At 68.5% G+C, this 14,856-nt stretch carries 13 protein-coding genes; 5 read left to right on the forward strand and 8 right to left on the reverse strand.

Annotated features, from left to right (window positions below):
* Window positions 1–196: 196 nt before the first annotated feature.
* The 3 genes from guaD to xdhC all read right to left on the reverse strand — a co-directional run bounded on the left by guaD (window position 197) and on the right by xdhC (window position 3,839).
* Window positions 197–1,474, reverse strand: coding sequence for a guanine deaminase (gene guaD / locus BLQ61_RS11050; protein ID WP_091570052.1), 1,278 nt, complete (start codon window positions 1,472–1,474; stop codon window positions 197–199).
* Between the two features lie 70 nt (window positions 1,475–1,544).
* Entirely contained in the window at window positions 1,545–2,792 is a 1,248-nt protein-coding gene (locus tag BLQ61_RS11055) for a urate hydroxylase PuuD (RefSeq protein WP_091570540.1), read from the reverse strand.
* 198 nt (window positions 2,793–2,990) lie between these two features.
* Window positions 2,991–3,839 carry a xanthine dehydrogenase accessory protein XdhC gene (xdhC, locus tag BLQ61_RS11060; RefSeq protein WP_091570543.1) on the reverse strand — a complete coding sequence of 283 codons (849 nt, stop codon included), beginning with the start codon at window positions 3,837–3,839 and terminating at the stop codon, window positions 2,991–2,993.
* A 65-nt stretch (window positions 3,840–3,904) separates the two neighbouring features.
* On the opposite strand from xdhC, the gene BLQ61_RS11065 reads away from it, so the two are divergent.
* The gene (locus BLQ61_RS11065) at window positions 3,905–4,429 is read left to right on the forward strand and encodes a hypothetical protein (protein WP_245703996.1); all 525 of its coding nucleotides are present in this window, start codon (window positions 3,905–3,907) and stop codon (window positions 4,427–4,429) included.
* A gap of 22 nt (window positions 4,430–4,451) precedes the next feature.
* On the opposite strand, the gene uraH is transcribed toward BLQ61_RS11065, so the two are convergent.
* The 4 genes from uraH to gcl all read right to left on the reverse strand — a co-directional run bounded on the left by uraH (window position 4,452) and on the right by gcl (window position 8,664).
* Window positions 4,452–4,802, reverse strand: coding sequence for a hydroxyisourate hydrolase (gene uraH / locus BLQ61_RS11070; RefSeq protein WP_091570054.1), 351 nt, complete (start codon window positions 4,800–4,802; stop codon window positions 4,452–4,454).
* A gap of 167 nt (window positions 4,803–4,969) precedes the next feature.
* On the reverse strand, window positions 4,970–5,887 hold the full coding sequence (gene glxR / locus BLQ61_RS11075; protein WP_091570057.1) for a 2-hydroxy-3-oxopropionate reductase: 918 nt from the start codon (window positions 5,885–5,887) through the stop codon (window positions 4,970–4,972).
* A gap of 93 nt (window positions 5,888–5,980) precedes the next feature.
* Window positions 5,981–6,784 (reverse strand): hydroxypyruvate isomerase, encoded by an 804-nt coding sequence (hyi, locus tag BLQ61_RS11080; RefSeq protein ID WP_091570059.1) that lies wholly within the window; start codon window positions 6,782–6,784, stop codon window positions 5,981–5,983.
* 89 nt (window positions 6,785–6,873) lie between these two features.
* Window positions 6,874–8,664, reverse strand: a complete 1,791-nt coding sequence (gcl, locus tag BLQ61_RS11085) for a glyoxylate carboligase (protein WP_091570062.1) — start codon at window positions 8,662–8,664, stop codon at window positions 6,874–6,876.
* A gap of 154 nt (window positions 8,665–8,818) precedes the next feature.
* On the opposite strand from gcl, the gene BLQ61_RS11090 reads away from it, so the two are divergent.
* On the forward strand, window positions 8,819–9,748 hold the full coding sequence (locus BLQ61_RS11090) for a LysR family transcriptional regulator (protein ID WP_091570548.1): 930 nt from the start codon (window positions 8,819–8,821) through the stop codon (window positions 9,746–9,748).
* A gap of 55 nt (window positions 9,749–9,803) precedes the next feature.
* Here BLQ61_RS11090 and BLQ61_RS11095 read toward each other — a convergent pair whose 3' ends face one another.
* Window positions 9,804–11,126, reverse strand: a complete 1,323-nt coding sequence (locus BLQ61_RS11095) for a glycerate kinase type-2 family protein (RefSeq protein WP_091570065.1) — start codon at window positions 11,124–11,126, stop codon at window positions 9,804–9,806.
* A 188-nt stretch (window positions 11,127–11,314) separates the two neighbouring features.
* On the opposite strand from BLQ61_RS11095, the gene BLQ61_RS11100 reads away from it, so the two are divergent.
* The 3 genes from BLQ61_RS11100 to uraD all read left to right on the forward strand — a co-directional run bounded on the left by BLQ61_RS11100 (window position 11,315) and on the right by uraD (window position 14,831).
* The gene (locus tag BLQ61_RS11100) at window positions 11,315–11,992 is read left to right on the forward strand and encodes a GntR family transcriptional regulator (protein ID WP_091570067.1); all 678 of its coding nucleotides are present in this window, start codon (window positions 11,315–11,317) and stop codon (window positions 11,990–11,992) included.
* 12 nt (window positions 11,993–12,004) lie between these two features.
* Window positions 12,005–12,964 carry an allantoinase PuuE gene (gene puuE, locus BLQ61_RS11105; RefSeq protein WP_091570070.1) on the forward strand — a complete coding sequence of 320 codons (960 nt, stop codon included), beginning with the start codon at window positions 12,005–12,007 and terminating at the stop codon, window positions 12,962–12,964.
* A 79-nt stretch (window positions 12,965–13,043) separates the two neighbouring features.
* Window positions 13,044–14,831: a 2-oxo-4-hydroxy-4-carboxy-5-ureidoimidazoline decarboxylase gene (uraD, locus tag BLQ61_RS11110; protein ID WP_091570072.1), complete on the forward strand. Its 1,788-nt coding sequence runs from the start codon at window positions 13,044–13,046 to the stop codon at window positions 14,829–14,831.
* Window positions 14,832–14,856 lie beyond the last annotated feature (25 nt).

Consider the following 14,856-nt stretch of genomic DNA (forward strand, 5'->3'; position numbering starts at 1 on the left):
CCCCCGGCCGGGCCGCATTGTCGCCAATCTTCAGGACAGCGGCGGCCATCGCTGCGGCTCGCGCCTTGCGGCCGGGCCTGCCTTCCTCGCACTGAGATTGCCAGCCTGCCCGGCGCGGCAACGCTGGCAACCTACTACCAAATCCATAGCTGGATGCCCTTTTTTGATAAGGGCCAAAGGCAGTTTTGGCTTGAAATCAGGCGATGACGGTGCGCTCGATCAAACGGTCGTCGCCCAGCACGATCATGGCGAACAGCAGCTCTGCCAGGTTGCCCGCCGCCTGCGTGCGCCGCGCCAGCAGCGGTGTGGCCCCGGGGTTCAGCACCACGAAGTCGGCTTCGCTGCCCGGCTGCAGGCTGCCCACGCTGCCTTGCAGGCCCAGCGCGCGCGCCGCGCCGGCGGTGTGCTGCCACCACAGCTGCTCGGGCGCAAGCGACACGCCCGGCTTGGCCCGGCCCTCGCGCCCGACGTAGTAGGCCGCCAGCATGGTGCGGAACGGGCTGAACGAGGTGCCGCCACCGACATCGCTGGCTAGGCCATAGGCCATGCCTGCGCGGTCCGCTGCCACGTAGTCGAAGAAGCCGCTGCCCAGGAACAGGTTGCTGGTGGGGCTCACGGCCGCAGCCGCGCCGCGCTCGCGCATCAGCGCGCGGTCGGTGTCGTCCAGGTGGATGCAGTGCGCGTAGATGGCGCGCTGGCGCAGCAGGCCGAAGTCGTCGTACACGCCCAAGTAGCTGCGCGCGGCCGGGAACAGCTCGCGCACCCAGCGGATCTCGTCCAGGTTCTCGGCGACGTGCGACTGGATCCAGACGTCCGGGTGCGCGGCGGCGATCTCGCCGGCGCCGCGCAGCTGCGCCTCACTGCTGGTGGGGGCGAAGCGCGGCGTGATGGCATAACCCAGCCGATCGGTGCCATGCCATCGGCGGATCAGCGCCTCGGTGTCGCGCAGGCTCTGCACCGTATCGTCGCGCACGCCGTCGGGCGAATGCCGGTCCTGCAGCACCTTGCCGGCGATCAGGCGCAGACGCCGGCGCTGCGCTTCCTGCATCAGCGCATCCACCGCCGGCACGTGCGAGGTGGCGAAGGTGAGCGCCGTGGTCACGCCGTTGCGCGCCAGCTCGTCCAGGAAAAAGCCTGCCACCTCGGTGGCGTGCTCCGGGTCGTGGAAGCGCGACTCGTGCGGGAAGGTGTAGTGCTCCAGCCAGGGCAGCAGCCCGTCGGCGGGCGAGCCGATCACGTCGGTCTGCGGGTAGTGGATGTGCAGATCGACGAAGCCCGGCGCGATGATGCGGCCGGGCCAGTGGGTGACGGGCTGGTCGGCGTAGGAGTGCCGCAGCGCCGACCAGGCGGCGGCGGCGACCACGCGCTGCACGCCTTGCGCGTCGGCAGCGGTGGCCAGCAGACCATCTTCTTCATACAGGGCCGAGCCATCGTCGGCAAAACGCAAAAGCGCGCAGCGGTACAGGTGTTGCATGGCGCCACTGTACGGCTGCGCGCGGCAGGCTTCATGCGCCCATGGCGATGGGCGCTATACGCTCAGGGAATCAAGGCGTGACGGGCGCGCCGGCTTCGAACCAGCGCTTGAATTCGCCGCGCTGCTCGTCGCTCAGGGCGCCAGGATTGCCGAACGGCATCTTCTTGAGCTGCACCACCTGCTGGTAGATCTGCTGCGCGTGGGCCTTGACCTGCTCGGGCGAGTCCAGACGCACGTTCTTCTGCGCAATGGCCGCGCCATGGCACATCACGCAGTGCTGCTGGATCAGCGCCTGCACCGGGGCGAAGCCGCCAGCGGCAGCTGCACCCGTGGCAGCGCCGGCAGCGGGCGCCGTGGCGGCAGCGGGCGCTGCGGCAACCGCTGCTGCGGGCGCCGGCTTGAGCCAGGCAGCCACGGCCAGCAGCACCACCACGCCGACGGCGGCATAGGGCCAGGGATGGCTGTTGCGGCCCAGCTTGAAGCCGTGGCGCATCACGAAGAACTGGCGGATGGCGGCGCCGGCGAACATCATCAGGATCAGCACCAGCCAATTCAGCTCGTGGCTGTACAGCCAGCCGTAGTGGTTGGACAGCATGGCGAACAGCACCGGCAGGGTGAAGTAGGTGTTGTGCACGCTGCGCTGCTTGGCGCGCTTGCCGTGCAGCGGGTCCACCGGGTCGCCGGCCTTCAGGGCAGCCACGACCTTGCGCTGGCCGGGGATGATCCAGAAGAACACGTTGGCGCTCATCGAGGTCGCCAGCATGGCGCCCATCAGCAGGAAGGCGGCTTGGCCGGGGAAGATGTGGCAGGCCAGGAAGGCTGCAATGCACACCAGCACCAGCACGCAGGCACCGACGATGCCGTCACCGTTCTCCTTCTGGCCGAAGGTGCGGCAGATGCCGTCATACAGCAGCCAGAACACCACCAGGAAGCCCAGCGCGGCCACGATGGCCATGGACGAGGACATGATGGGGTTGGACGGACTCACCAGGTAGATGCCGGCGTTCCACAGGTACGAGACCGTCAGCAGCGCGAAGCCGCTCAGCCAGGTGGTGTAGCTCTCCCAGTAGAACCAGTGCAGGTGGTCCGGCATCTTCGGCGGCGACACGTTGAACTTGACGGGGTGGTAGAAGCCACCGCCGTGCACGGCCCAGAGCTCGCCGCTCACGCCGTCGCGCTTCATCTTCTCGTCGACCGGCGGCGTCAGGCTGCTGTCGAGGAACACGAAGTAGAACGAGGAGCCGATCCAGGCGATCGCGGTAATGACGTGCAACCAGCGCAGCAGCAGGTTGGCCCAGTCCAGAAAGTAGCTTTCCATGGTGTTTCCTGTCTCGCCGGCGTGGGGTGCCGGCGCCAAGCTGCTCACCACTGCGGGCGCTCTGAGCAGGAATGAAAATCGGGCCGCGCACCAAGGCTGTGGAAGCCGGGCACCGCTGCGACCCATTTTGTGGACACGAAGTGTATGCAGTTTTTGCTGCCAATCGCCCTAGTAGTCACCCTAGTGCGATGCAGCGGCTCACCCCGGTGAAAGTTGCTGCAGCAACTGCGCCGCGACCGATACGGCAATGACCTGCGGCTGCTTGCCGCCGATTCCCGGCACACCGATGGGACAGGTCACATGGTCGAGTTCCGCCTGGCTGAACCCCCGCGCCTCCAGCCGGTGGCGGAACGTGGCCCACTTGGTGCGACTGCCGATCAGGCCGATGAATGGCAGGTCGCCGTGCTGGCGCTGGCGCTGCAGGCAAGCGGCGACCACGTCCAGGTCCTCGGCGTGGCTGAAGCTCATGATGACCACGAACGAGTCCGGCGCCAGCGTCGGCACTGCGGCATGCACCGGCTCGGAGTGCTCGCACAGCGCATCGGGCGCGGCCTGCAGATCGAACACGCCTTCGCGGCTGTCCACCCAGTGCAGCGAAAACGGCAGCATGCCCAGCACCCGCGCCAGCGAATGCCCGACATGCCCGCCGCCGAACAGCGCCACCGGCTGCAGCGGCGGCGCCAGTCGCGTGCGCAGCGCCGGGGCGTCCTGCAGGCCCACGCATTCCAGCCGCAGCTGCACCACGCCGCCGCAGCACTGGCCCAGGCTGGGCCCCAGCGCCTGGCGCAATTCCTGCACCGGCGTGGGCTCGCCCGCCAGGTGCCGGTCCAGCATCTGCCGCGCCTGCTGCAGTGCCACCATTTCCAGGTGGCCGCCGCCGATGGTGCCGAAGAACGCTGGCTCGCCGCGCGCCGGCACGGCCAGCCAGGCGCCGGGCTCGCGCGGCACGGAGCCCTGGGTGGCCAGCACCGTCACCAGGCAGGCAGGGGCGCGCTCCAGGCTTTGCAGCAGGCGCTGCAAGGGCTCGGTCACCGTGGTGGAGGTCATCATGGGGAAAGCTCTTGTCGTTGTGTGTCGTGGCCCGGCGCTGACGCATACTGGCACGCATTGCCATGCCCCACTCTTCCCGCCAGCGCGATCGAAGCCGCGCAACATCGGATCCTGCTGCGATCTGGCGCCGCATTCTGGCCCTGTTCGGCCATTCTGTTCCGTCGCAACCGGCACCGGAAACCCAAGCCGCTACGTTGCCGCAGCCCCGGCCGCGCACGGAGGCGGTCAATCCGCCCGCTGCGCCGGCATCGGCTGCTGCCAGTGACCGCGACTACCGCCGCGATGCCGCGGCGCATGTGTATGCCTTGAACGCCGGGCGCATCTACCAGGGCCCGCTGCCGCCGCTGCTGCATGCGATCGGCGTGCTGCAGGTGGAGATCGAGGCCAGCGGTGCGGTGCGGCAGCTGCGCTGGCTGCGCGCGCCGCGCCATGCGCCGCAGGTGGTGGCCGAGATCGAGCGCACGGTACATGCCGCCGCTCCGTTCCCGGCACCGCTGCGCCTGGGCCGGGTGACCTACACCGACACCTGGCTGTGGGATGAGTCCGGGCGCTTCCAGCTGGACACGCTGACCGAAGGCCAACTGTGACCGCCGCAGCCGCCGCTGCGGCTCAGGAGCCGCGGTAGGTCGAGTACGACCAGGGGCTGACCAGCAGCGGCACGTGGTAGTGCTGATCGGCGTGCGCGATGCCGAAGTCCAGGCTCACGCGGTCCAGGAAGTTGGGCTCGGGCAATTGCACGCCGCGCGCCTTGAAGTAGGCCGCGACGTCGAAGGTCAGGCGGTAGGTGCCGGTGCGCAGGCTGTCGTTGTCGAACAGCGGGCCATCGGTGCGGCCGTCATGGTTCAGCACCAGGCGCTTGATCAGGGTGGCCTGATCGCCGTCGGTGGAATACAGGGCGATGGCCATGCCGGCGGCCGGGCAGCCGTTCATGGTGTCGAGGACGTGGGTGCTCAGGCCCATGGTGGAAGTCTCCTGAAGGGGCGGACTCTGCGGCCCGCCTGCCATGTTGAGGGAATCAAAAAAAGACGCCGCGGCCCGTCGGCTGCGTGCCGCCAGGCCGCGGCGCCATCAAAGGACGGCAAAGTGTATACAGTTTTTGTACGCCTTTGCCGCCCCCTTCCCTGTTTTTACGATTCCTGGACCTTCTGGCCGACCTCGAAGTTGGCCATGAACTCCAGCGCGCGCACCATGCCCGAGTGGTCCCAGGCTGCGCCGCCGTGCGCCACGCAGGCGTTGAACAGCTGCTGCGCGTTTGCGGTGTTGGGCAGCGACACGCCCAGTTCCTTGGCGGCCGACAGCGCTAGATTCAGGTCCTTCTGGTGCAGTGCGATGCGGAAGCCCGGATCGAAGGTGCGCTTGATCATGCGCTCGGCGTGCACTTCCAGGATCTTGGAGGAAGCAAAGCCGCCCAGCAGGGCTTCGCGCACGCGGGCCGGGTCGGCACCGGCACGCGAGGCGAACAGCAGCGCCTCGCCCACGGCCTCGATGTTCAGCGCGACGATGATCTGGTTGGCCACCTTGGCGGTCTGGCCGTCGCCGTTGCCGCCCACCAGGGTGATGTTCTTGCCCATTTTTTCGAACAGCGGCTTGACGCGGGCAAAGGCTGCATCGGGGCCGCCGACCATGATCGACAGGGTGGCGTTCTTGGCGCCGACCTCGCCACCGGAGACGGGAGCATCCAGGTACTGGGCGCCGGCAGCCTCGATGCGCTTGGCGAAGTCCTTGGTGGCCACGGGCGAGATGGAGGACATGTCGACCACGATCTTGCCGCTGCTGCCCTTCAGGCCGGCGGCCACACCGTCTTCGCCGAACAGCACCTTCTCCACGTCGGGAGTGTCGGGCACCATCACGAAGATGATGTCGGCGCGCTCGGCCACGCCGCGGGCGGTGGTGCACTGGGTGGCGCTGCTCTCGGCGATGGGCGCCGGCACCTTGCCCACGGTGTTGACGAACAGCTGGTGGCCGGCAGCAATCAGGTGGCCGCACATGGGCGCGCCCATGATGCCCAGGCCGATGAAACCGAGCTTGAGGGAAGAGGCGTTCATGGTTTTTCTCCTAATGGTTCTGGGGGTCAAGGCTGGCCCGGCGCAGCGTTGCATGCGCGGGCCGCAGATCGGGCGCTACTCGCCCTGTAAAGCTCAGGCAGCGACGGCGGAGCGCTTCTGGCCGGCCACCTTCTCGATCCAGCCCAGGCCGGCCTCGGTGCTGGCGGCAGGCTTGTATTCGCAGCCTACCCAGCCGGCATAGCCGATGCGGTCGAGCAGCGCGAACAGGAACGGGTAGTGGATCTCGCCGGTGCCGGGCTCGTTGCGGCCGGGATTGTCGGCCAGCTGCACGTGGCCGATGCGCGCCAGATGCTTTTGCAGCGTGGCGGCCAGCTCGCCTTCGGTGCGCTGGGCGTGGTAGATGTCGTACTGCACGAAGGCGTTGTCCGCGCCGACTTCGTCCAGGATGGACAGGGCCTCGTCCGTGCGGTTCAGGTAGAAGCCGGGGATGTCGAACGGGTTGATGGGCTCGATCAGCAGGCGCAGGTCGGCCATCTTCAGCGCGGCGGCGGCGAAGCGCAGGTTCTCGACGAACGTGCGGCGCAGCGTGGCGGCGTCGACGCCGGCCGGCGCCTTGCCGGCCAGGCAGTTCAGCTGCGGCACGCCCAGGGCGTGCGCATAGGTCACGGCCTTGGCCACGCCGGCGCGGAATTCGTCCACGCGCTTGGGGTCGCAGGCGATGCCGCGCTCACCCGCGTCCCAGTCGCCGGCGGGCAGGTTGTGCAGCACGATCTTCAGGCCGGTGGCGTTCAGGCGCTCCTGGATCTCCTCGACGGTGTGGGCGTAGGGAAACAGGAACTCCACGGCTTCGAAGCCAGCATTGGCGGCGCGCTCGAAGCGCTCGAGGAACGGCACCTCGGTGAAGAGCATGCTCAGGTTGGCAGCAAAACGGGGCATGGCCAGGATCTCCAGGGAACGGTTTTTATCGGGAAGAAAGCAAATGCGAGGCAGGGCCACCGGCCCCGCCCCGTTCGGACACGCAGGTGTCAGTCAAGCATGGCCAGCGCGCTGGGCACGTCGGCCTTGTCCGAGGCGACGTCCTCGAACTCGACCACATTGTCGATCTCGGTGCCCATGGCGATGTTGGTCACACGCTCCAGGATGCACTCGATGACCACCGGCGTCTGGTGCTCGGCCATCCAGGCCTCGGCCTGCTTCATGGCGGCGTTGAACTCATCCGGGCTGTGCACGCGGATGGCCTTGCAACCCAGGCCCTCGACGACCTTGACGTGGTCCACGCCGTAGCCGCGGCTGACCTCGTCCTCGGACATGTTGATGTTGTCGAACGCCAGCTGCACGCAGTAGTCGATGGAGAACGCGCGCTGTGCCTGGCGGATCAGGCCCAGGTAGCTGTTGTTCACCAGCACATGCACGTAGGGCAGCTTGAACTGCGCGCCCACGGCCAGCTCCTCGATCATGAACTGGAAGTCGTAGTCACCCGACAGCGCGACGATCTTGCGCTTGGGGTCGGCAGCGCGCACGCCCAGGGCGGCAGGCACGGTCCAGCCCAGCGGGCCGGCCTGGCCGCAGTTGATCCAGCGGCGCGGCTTGTACACGTGCAGGAACTGGGCACCGGCGATCTGCGACAGGCCGATGGTGGACACGTAGGTCGTGTCGCGGTCCAGGTTGCGGTTCATGCACTGGTACACGCGCTGGGGCTTCATCGGCACGTTGTCGAAGTTGGTCTTGCGCAGGTACTCGACGCTGTTCTTGCGGCCCTGGCACTCGGAGACCCAGGCGCTGCGGTCCTTGAGCTTGCCGGCGGCCTTCCACTCGCGGGCCACGGCGACGAACTGCTCCAGCGCCGCCTTGGCGTCCGAGACGATGCCGTAGTCGGGCGCGAACACGCGGCCGATCTGCGTGGGCTCGATGTCCACGTGCACGAACTTGCGGCCGCGGGTGTAGACCTCGACCGAGCCGGTGTGGCGGTTCGCCCAGCGGTTGCCGATGCCGAACACGAAGTCCGACGCCAGCATGGTGGCGTTGCCGTAGCGGTGGCTGGTCTGCAGACCGCACATGCCGGCCATCAGCGGGTGGTCGTCGGGAATGGTGCCCCAGCCCATCAGCGTGGGGATCACCGGCACGTTCAGGATTTCGGCCAGCTCGACCAGCAGGTCGGAGGCGTCGGCATTGATCACGCCGCCACCGGAGACGATCAGCGGACGCTCGGACTCGCCCAGCATCTCGATGGCCTTCTCGGCCTGCTTGCGCGAGGCGGCCGGCTTGTACGCGGGCAGCGGCTCGTAGGTGTCGATGTCGAACTCGATCTCGGCCAGCTGCACGTCGATCGGCAGGTCGATCAGCACCGGACCGGGACGGCCCGAGCGCATCAGGTGGAAGGCCTGCTGGAAGGCGCGCGGCACCTGGGCCGGCTCGAGCACGGTGGTGGCCCACTTGGTCACGGGCTTGGCGATGGAGGCGATGTCCACGGCCTGGAAGTCTTCCTTGTGCAGGCGGGCACGCGGCGCCTGGCCGGTGATGCACAGGATCGGGATGGAGTCGGCGCTGGCCGAGTACAGGCCGGTGATCATGTCGGTGCCGGCCGGGCCGCTGGTGCCGATGCACACGCCGATGTTGCCGGCCTCGGCACGGGTGTAGCCCTCGGCCATGTGGCTGGCGCCCTCGACGTGGCGGGCCAGGATGTGGCCGATGCCGCCGTGCTTCTTCATTGCCGCGTACAGCGGGTTGATTGCCGCGCCGGGAACGCCGAACGTGATGCTGACGCCTTCCTTTTCCAGAACCTGGACGGCTGCCTCGATCGCTTTTATCTTTGCCATGGTGGCTATCTCCTTAAAACCTGGAGCCGACTGTAGGCAGCGGTGCCGCTTTCGGGAACGCCCGTGGAGGCTATAAAATTTATTCCCCCAAGGAATAACAGGCGGGAAACAGCCCATGAGCGAACGCGAACGCAGCAGCAGCCGCCGGCAGGCGATGGACCGCATCGACGCCATGCACATGTTCGTGCGCGTGGCCGAGACCGGCAGCTTCACCAAGGTCGCGCACGAGTTCACCACCACCCAGCCCACCGTGACCAAGCAGGTGGCGGCGATGGAGGCGCGCCTGGCGGTGCGCCTGCTCAACCGCAACACGCGCGGGGTCAGCCTGACCGAGGCCGGGGCGCTGTACTACGAGCGCTGCAAGGCCATCGTCTCCAGCGTCGCCGAGGCCGAGAGCGCCGTGCGCGGGCCGCAGACGCGCGTGCAGGGGCAGCTGCGCATCGGCAGCTCGGTGGCGTTCGGGCGGCGCGTGGTCATCCCGCTGGCGTTGGAGTTCATGCAGCTCAACCCCGAGGTGCAGGTGGACCTGAGTTTCGAGGACCGCTACACCGACCTGGTGGCGCACGGCATCGACGTGGCGCTGCGCCTGGGCAAGCTGGCGGACTCGTCGCTGGGCGCGCGCACGCTGGGCGTCAATCCTTGGGTGCTGGTGGCCTCGCCGCGCTACCTGCGCCAGCACGGCACGCCGCGCCGCCCGGCGGACCTGCGCGACCACGCCACGCTGATCTACAGCAGCGTGCAGGGCAACGATGTCTGGCGCATGCGCGGCGCGCAGGGCGAGCAGGTGTCCGTCACCGTCACCGGTCGGCTGCGCTCGAACAACCTGTCGGCGCTGCTGGCCGCGGCGCGCTCGCACATGGGCATCGCTGCCGTGCCGCGCTATGTGGCGCACGAGTCGCTGCAGGACGGGCGCATCGTCGAGGTGCTCAAGGCCTGCCGGCTGCCCGAGCAGGAGATCCACGCCGTCTACCCGTCGCCGCGCCTGGTGCCGCAGAAAGTGCAGGCCTTCATCGCCTTCCTGCAGGGGCGCTTCGACCAAGAATGGTGGGAGGCGCTGGGGCGCGAGGATGCTATCAAGAAGTGAGCTGGAAGCCCTCTGAGACAAAGGGCTTGCAGCACTTTTGACTTAAAAACGGCGATTACAGGACCAGCAGCGCGCGGAAGTCGTTGACGTTGGTGTGCGTGGGTCCGGTGACCACCAGGTCGCCCAGGCCGCCGAAGAAACCGTAGGCGTCGTTGCGCTCCAGGTAGTCGGTCAGGCGCTGGCCCTTGGCCTGCGCGCGCGCCAGCGTGTCGGGCGCGACGCGGGCGCCGGCGTTGTCCTCCACGCCATCGATGCCATCGGTGTCCGCCGCCAGCGCCCAGACGTTGTCCTGGCCCTGCAGCGCCTGCGCCAGGCCCATGCAGAACTCCCCGGCACGCCCGCCGCGACCCTTGGCGGCGCCGGGCTGGCGCGGACGGATGGTCACTGTGGTCTCGCCGCCCGACAGGAGGACGCAGGGCCGCGCAAAGGGCTGGTCGTGGCGCGCCACGGCGCGGGCCAGCGCGGCGTGCACCTTGCCGACCTCGCGCGACTCGCCCTCAATCTCGTCGGACAGGATGTGCGCGGCCACGCCGGCGGCGCGCGCGGCCTCGGCCGCCGCCTCCAGCGACTGCTGCGGGGTGGCGATCAGGTGCACCTCGTGGCCGGCGAAGCGCGCGTCACCGGGCTTGGGGGTCTCGAGCGTGCCGGCCTCCAGGGCGGCGCGCACGCTCGGGGCGATGTCGATGCGGTAGCGCGTGAGGATGGCCAGGGCGTCGGCGCAGGTGCTGGCATCGGGCACCGTGGGGCCGCTGGCGATGATGGACGGGTCGTCGCCCGGCACGTCGCTGATGGCCAGCGTGACCACGCGCGCCGGCGCGCAGGCCGCCGCCAGGCGCCCGCCCTTGATGCGCGAGAGGTGCTTGCGCACGCAGTTCATCTCGTCGATGGCGGCGCCGGACTCGAGCAGCGCGCGGTTGATGCGCTGCTTGTCGCCCAGCGTGATGCCCTCGGCCGGCAAGGTCAGCAGCGCCGAGCCGCCGCCCGAGATCAGGCACAGCACCAGATCGTCCTCGGACAGGCCGCGCGTCAGCTCCAGGATGCGCCCGGCGGCGGCCAGGCCGGCGGCGTCGGGCACCGGGTGCGCGGCCTCGACCACCTCGATGCGCTGGGCCAGGCCTTCGGGGCGCGGCGGCGTGTGGTCGTAGCGCGTGACCACCAGGCCCGACAGCGGCGCGTCCTGCGGCCACAGCGCCTCCAGCGCGTGCGCCATGGCGCCGCCGGCCTTGCCCGCGCCCAGCACCAGGGTGCGTCCCTTGGGCGGCGGCGGCAGGTGGCGCTCCATGCCGTGCAGCGGCTGGGCGCTTTGCACCGCGGTCTGGAACAGCGACAGCAAGAAGCCTTGCGGGTCGGCGAGCTGCGGGCGGGAAGGCGTGGTCATGTAGGTGTCTCCGTGGAAATGGGGCGCCCGTGCGGGCGAAAAAACCTGTGGCGATCGGCATGCCGCGGCAGGCTGCGGCGGCGTCTGGCAGCCACTCAGGGCGCATTGGGGCACGAGCCAGCACAAATTACAAGATTAGTCCACAAAAATTGCATACAAAAATTGTGTTCCGCCGGTATGATGGGCCTATGGAGACTTCCACCACTGGCTTTATCGTCGAGAGTCTGACGCGCGCCATCGTCGAGCATCGCCTGCTGCCCGGCACCAAGCTGGCCGAGCAAAAGCTGGCCGACCATTTCGGCGTCTCACGCACGCTGGTGCGCCAGGCACTGTTCCAGCTGTCGCAAAACCGCCTGATCCGCCTGGAGCCGGCGCGCGGCGCGTTTGTCGCCACGCCCTCGGTGCAGGAGGCGCGCCAGGTCTTCGCCGTGCGCCGCATGGTCGAGAGCGCCATGGTGCGCGCCTTCCTGGCGCAGAGCACCGCGGCGCAGATCCGCGCCCTGAAAGCCCACGTCGCGGCCGAGAAGAAGGCCATGGACGGCGGCGACGTCAACCAGCGCACCGAGCTGCTGGGCGACTTCCACGTGCGCATGGCCGAACTGATGGGCAACGACGTGCTGGCGCAGCTGCTGGGGGAGCTCATCTCGCGCTGCGCACTGATCACGCTGATGTACCAATCCACCAGCGCCGCCGAACACTCCCACGAAGAACACGAGGCCATCGTCGCCGCCCTGGCGCGCCGCGACGAGGAAGCTGCCGTGCGGCTGATGCAGGAGCACCTGGACAACGTGCAGGCCGGCCTGCAGTTCGACCGCGAGCTTCCCACCAGCGACCTGTCCCACGCCCTCTCGGGCGCCCTTGGTTGATTCCATCCTGCCATGACGAAGATCTACGACGCCTGCTCCTCCTACCCGCGCGACCTGGTCGGCTACGGCCGCCACACGCCGCACCCGCACTGGCCCGGCGGCGCCCGCGTGGCGGTGCAGTTCGTGCTGAACTACGAGGAAGGCGGCGAGAACCATGTGCTGCACGGTGACGCCGGCAGCGAGCAGTTCCTGTCCGAGCTGTTCAATCCGGCGTCCTATCCCGAGCGCCACATGAGCATGGACGGCATCTACGAATACGGCTCGCGCGCCGGCGTGTGGCGCCTGCTGCGCGAGTTCGAACGCCGCGGCCTGCCGCTGACGGTGTTCGGCGTGGCCACGGCCCTGAAGCGCCACCGCGAGCTGGCCCAGGCCTTCGACGAGCTGGGCCACGAGGTGGCCTGCCACGGCCTGAAGTGGATCCACTACCAGGGCATGTCCGAGGAGGTCGAGCGCGCGCACATGCAGGAATGCCTGGCGATCTTCGACGAGCTGTACGGCCAGGGCACGGACCACGCCCTGGGCTGGTACACCGGGCGCGACAGCCCCAACACCCACCGCCTGGTGGCCGATGCCGGCCGCTTCGTCTACGACAGCGACTACTACGGCGACGACTTGCCGCTGTGGATGCGCGTGGGCAAGACCGACGGCAGCCCGGCCACGCAGCTGATCGTGCCCTACACGCTGGACTGCAACGACATGCGCTTCGCCCTGCCCCAGGGCTACTCGCACGCCGACCCGTTCTTCCAGTACATGAAGGACAGCTTCGACGTGCTGTATGCCGAGGGCGACCCGGCCGGCGACAACGCACCCAAGATGATGAGCATCGGCATGCACTGCCGCCTGCTCGGCCGTCCGGGCCGCATCACCGCGCTGCAGCGCTTCCTGGACCACATCCAGCAGTACCCGGACGTCTGGGTGTGCCGCCGCATCGACCTGGCGCGGCACTGGGCGCAGCAGCACCCGGCGCCGTAAAACCAAGGCAAATCATGCGCCAGCCCTTTGGATACATGGGCTGGCAGCTATCTTTTTCGTAGTGATACAAGGAGACACCATGGCCCTGACCCTGGACCAACTCAATGCTGCCTCGACCCAGGAGGCCGTGGCGCTGCTGGACGGCGTGTACGAACACTCGCCCTGGATTGCCGAGGCGGCCCTGGCGCAGCGCCCGTTCAAGTCGCTGGCGCACCTCAAGCACGCCATGGTGCAAGCGCTGGAAGCGGCCGGCGTAGACAAGCAGCTGCAGCTCATCCGCGCCCACCCGGAGCTGGCAGGCAAGGCCATGGTCAGCAACACGCTGACGGCCGAATCGACCAACGAGCAGAACAAGGCGGGCCTCACCAACTGCACGCCCGAGGAGTTCGCGCGCATCCAGGAGCTGAACCGCCTGTACAACGAGCGCTTCGGCTTTCCGTTCATCCTGGCCGTGCGCGGCCCGCGCGGCCTGGGGTTGCCCAAGCAGGAAATCATCGACACCTTCGAGCGCCGGCTGCACAACCACCCCGACTTCGAGCGCGGCGAGGCGCTGCGCAACATCCACCGCATCGCCGAGATCCGCCTGAACGACAAGTTCGGCTACGAGCCGACGCTGGGCCACGACGTCTGGGACTGGCAGGAGCGCCTGAGCACCAACAGCGACCCGGGCTATGCCGAGAAGGGCCAGCTCACCGTCACCTACCTGACCGACGCACACCGTGCCTGCGCCCAGCGCATCAGCCACTGGATGCGCGACTGCGGCTTCGACGAGGTCGAGATCGATGCCGTGGGCAACGTGGTTGGGCGCTACCACCCGGCCGAGACGGGCGGCAAGTACGTCCTCACCGGCAGCCACTACGACACGGTGCGCAACGGCGGCAAGTACGACGGGCGCCTGGGCATCTTTGTGCCTATGGCCGTGGTGCGCGAACTGCACCGCGCCGGCCGCCGCCTGCCCTTCGGGCTGGAGGTGGTGGGCTTTGCCGAGGAAGAAGGCCAGCGCTACAAGGCCACCTTCCTGGGCTCGGGCGCGCTGATCGGCGACTTCCAGCAGGAGTGGCTGGACCAGAAGGACGCCGACGGCATCACCATGCGCGAGGCGATGGAGCATGCCGGCCTGTGCATCCCCGACATCCCGAAGCTCAAGCGCGACCCGTCCAAGTACCTCGGCTTCATCGAGGTGCACATCGAGCAGGGCCCGGTGCTGACCGAGCTGGACATCCCGCTGGGCGTGGTCACCTCGATCAACGGCAGCGTGCGCTACGCCTGCGAGATGCGCGGCATGGCCAGCCACGCCGGCACCACCCCAATGGACCGCCGCCGCGACGCCGCTCTGGGCGTGGCCGAGCTGGCGCTGTACATGGAGCAGCGCGCCGCGCGCGACGGCAACAGCGTGGCCACCATCGGCATGCTGGAAGTGCCCTCGGGCTCGATGAACGTGGTGCCCGGCCGCTGCAAGTTCAGCATGGACCTGCGCGCGCCGACCAACGAGCAGCGCGACTCCCTGGCCGCTGACATTCTGGCCAAGCTCGACGAGATCGCCCAGCGCCGCGGCCTGCAGTACACCACCGAAAAGACCATGGAAGCGGCCGCCGCGCCGAGCTGCCCGACCTGGCAAAAGCGCTGGGAAAACGCCGTGCAGGCTCTGGGCGTGCCGCTGTTCCGCCTGCCCAGCGGCGCCGGCCACGACGCCATGAAGCTGCACGAGGTCATGCCCCAGGCCATGCTGTTCGTGCGCGGCATCAACAGCGGCATCAGCCACAACCCGCTGGAGTCGAGCACCAGCGACGACATGCAGCTGGCGGTGGATGCGTTCAGCCACGTGCTGGAGCAGCTCGCCGACGAGATGGCCACCGAGACCGCCTGATCCAGTCCCGAATACCCAAGGAGCA

The organism is Oryzisolibacter propanilivorax (assembly GCF_900103645.1).
In the GTDB taxonomy this organism is placed as follows: Bacteria; Pseudomonadota; Gammaproteobacteria; order Burkholderiales; family Burkholderiaceae_C; genus Melaminivora; species Melaminivora propanilivorax.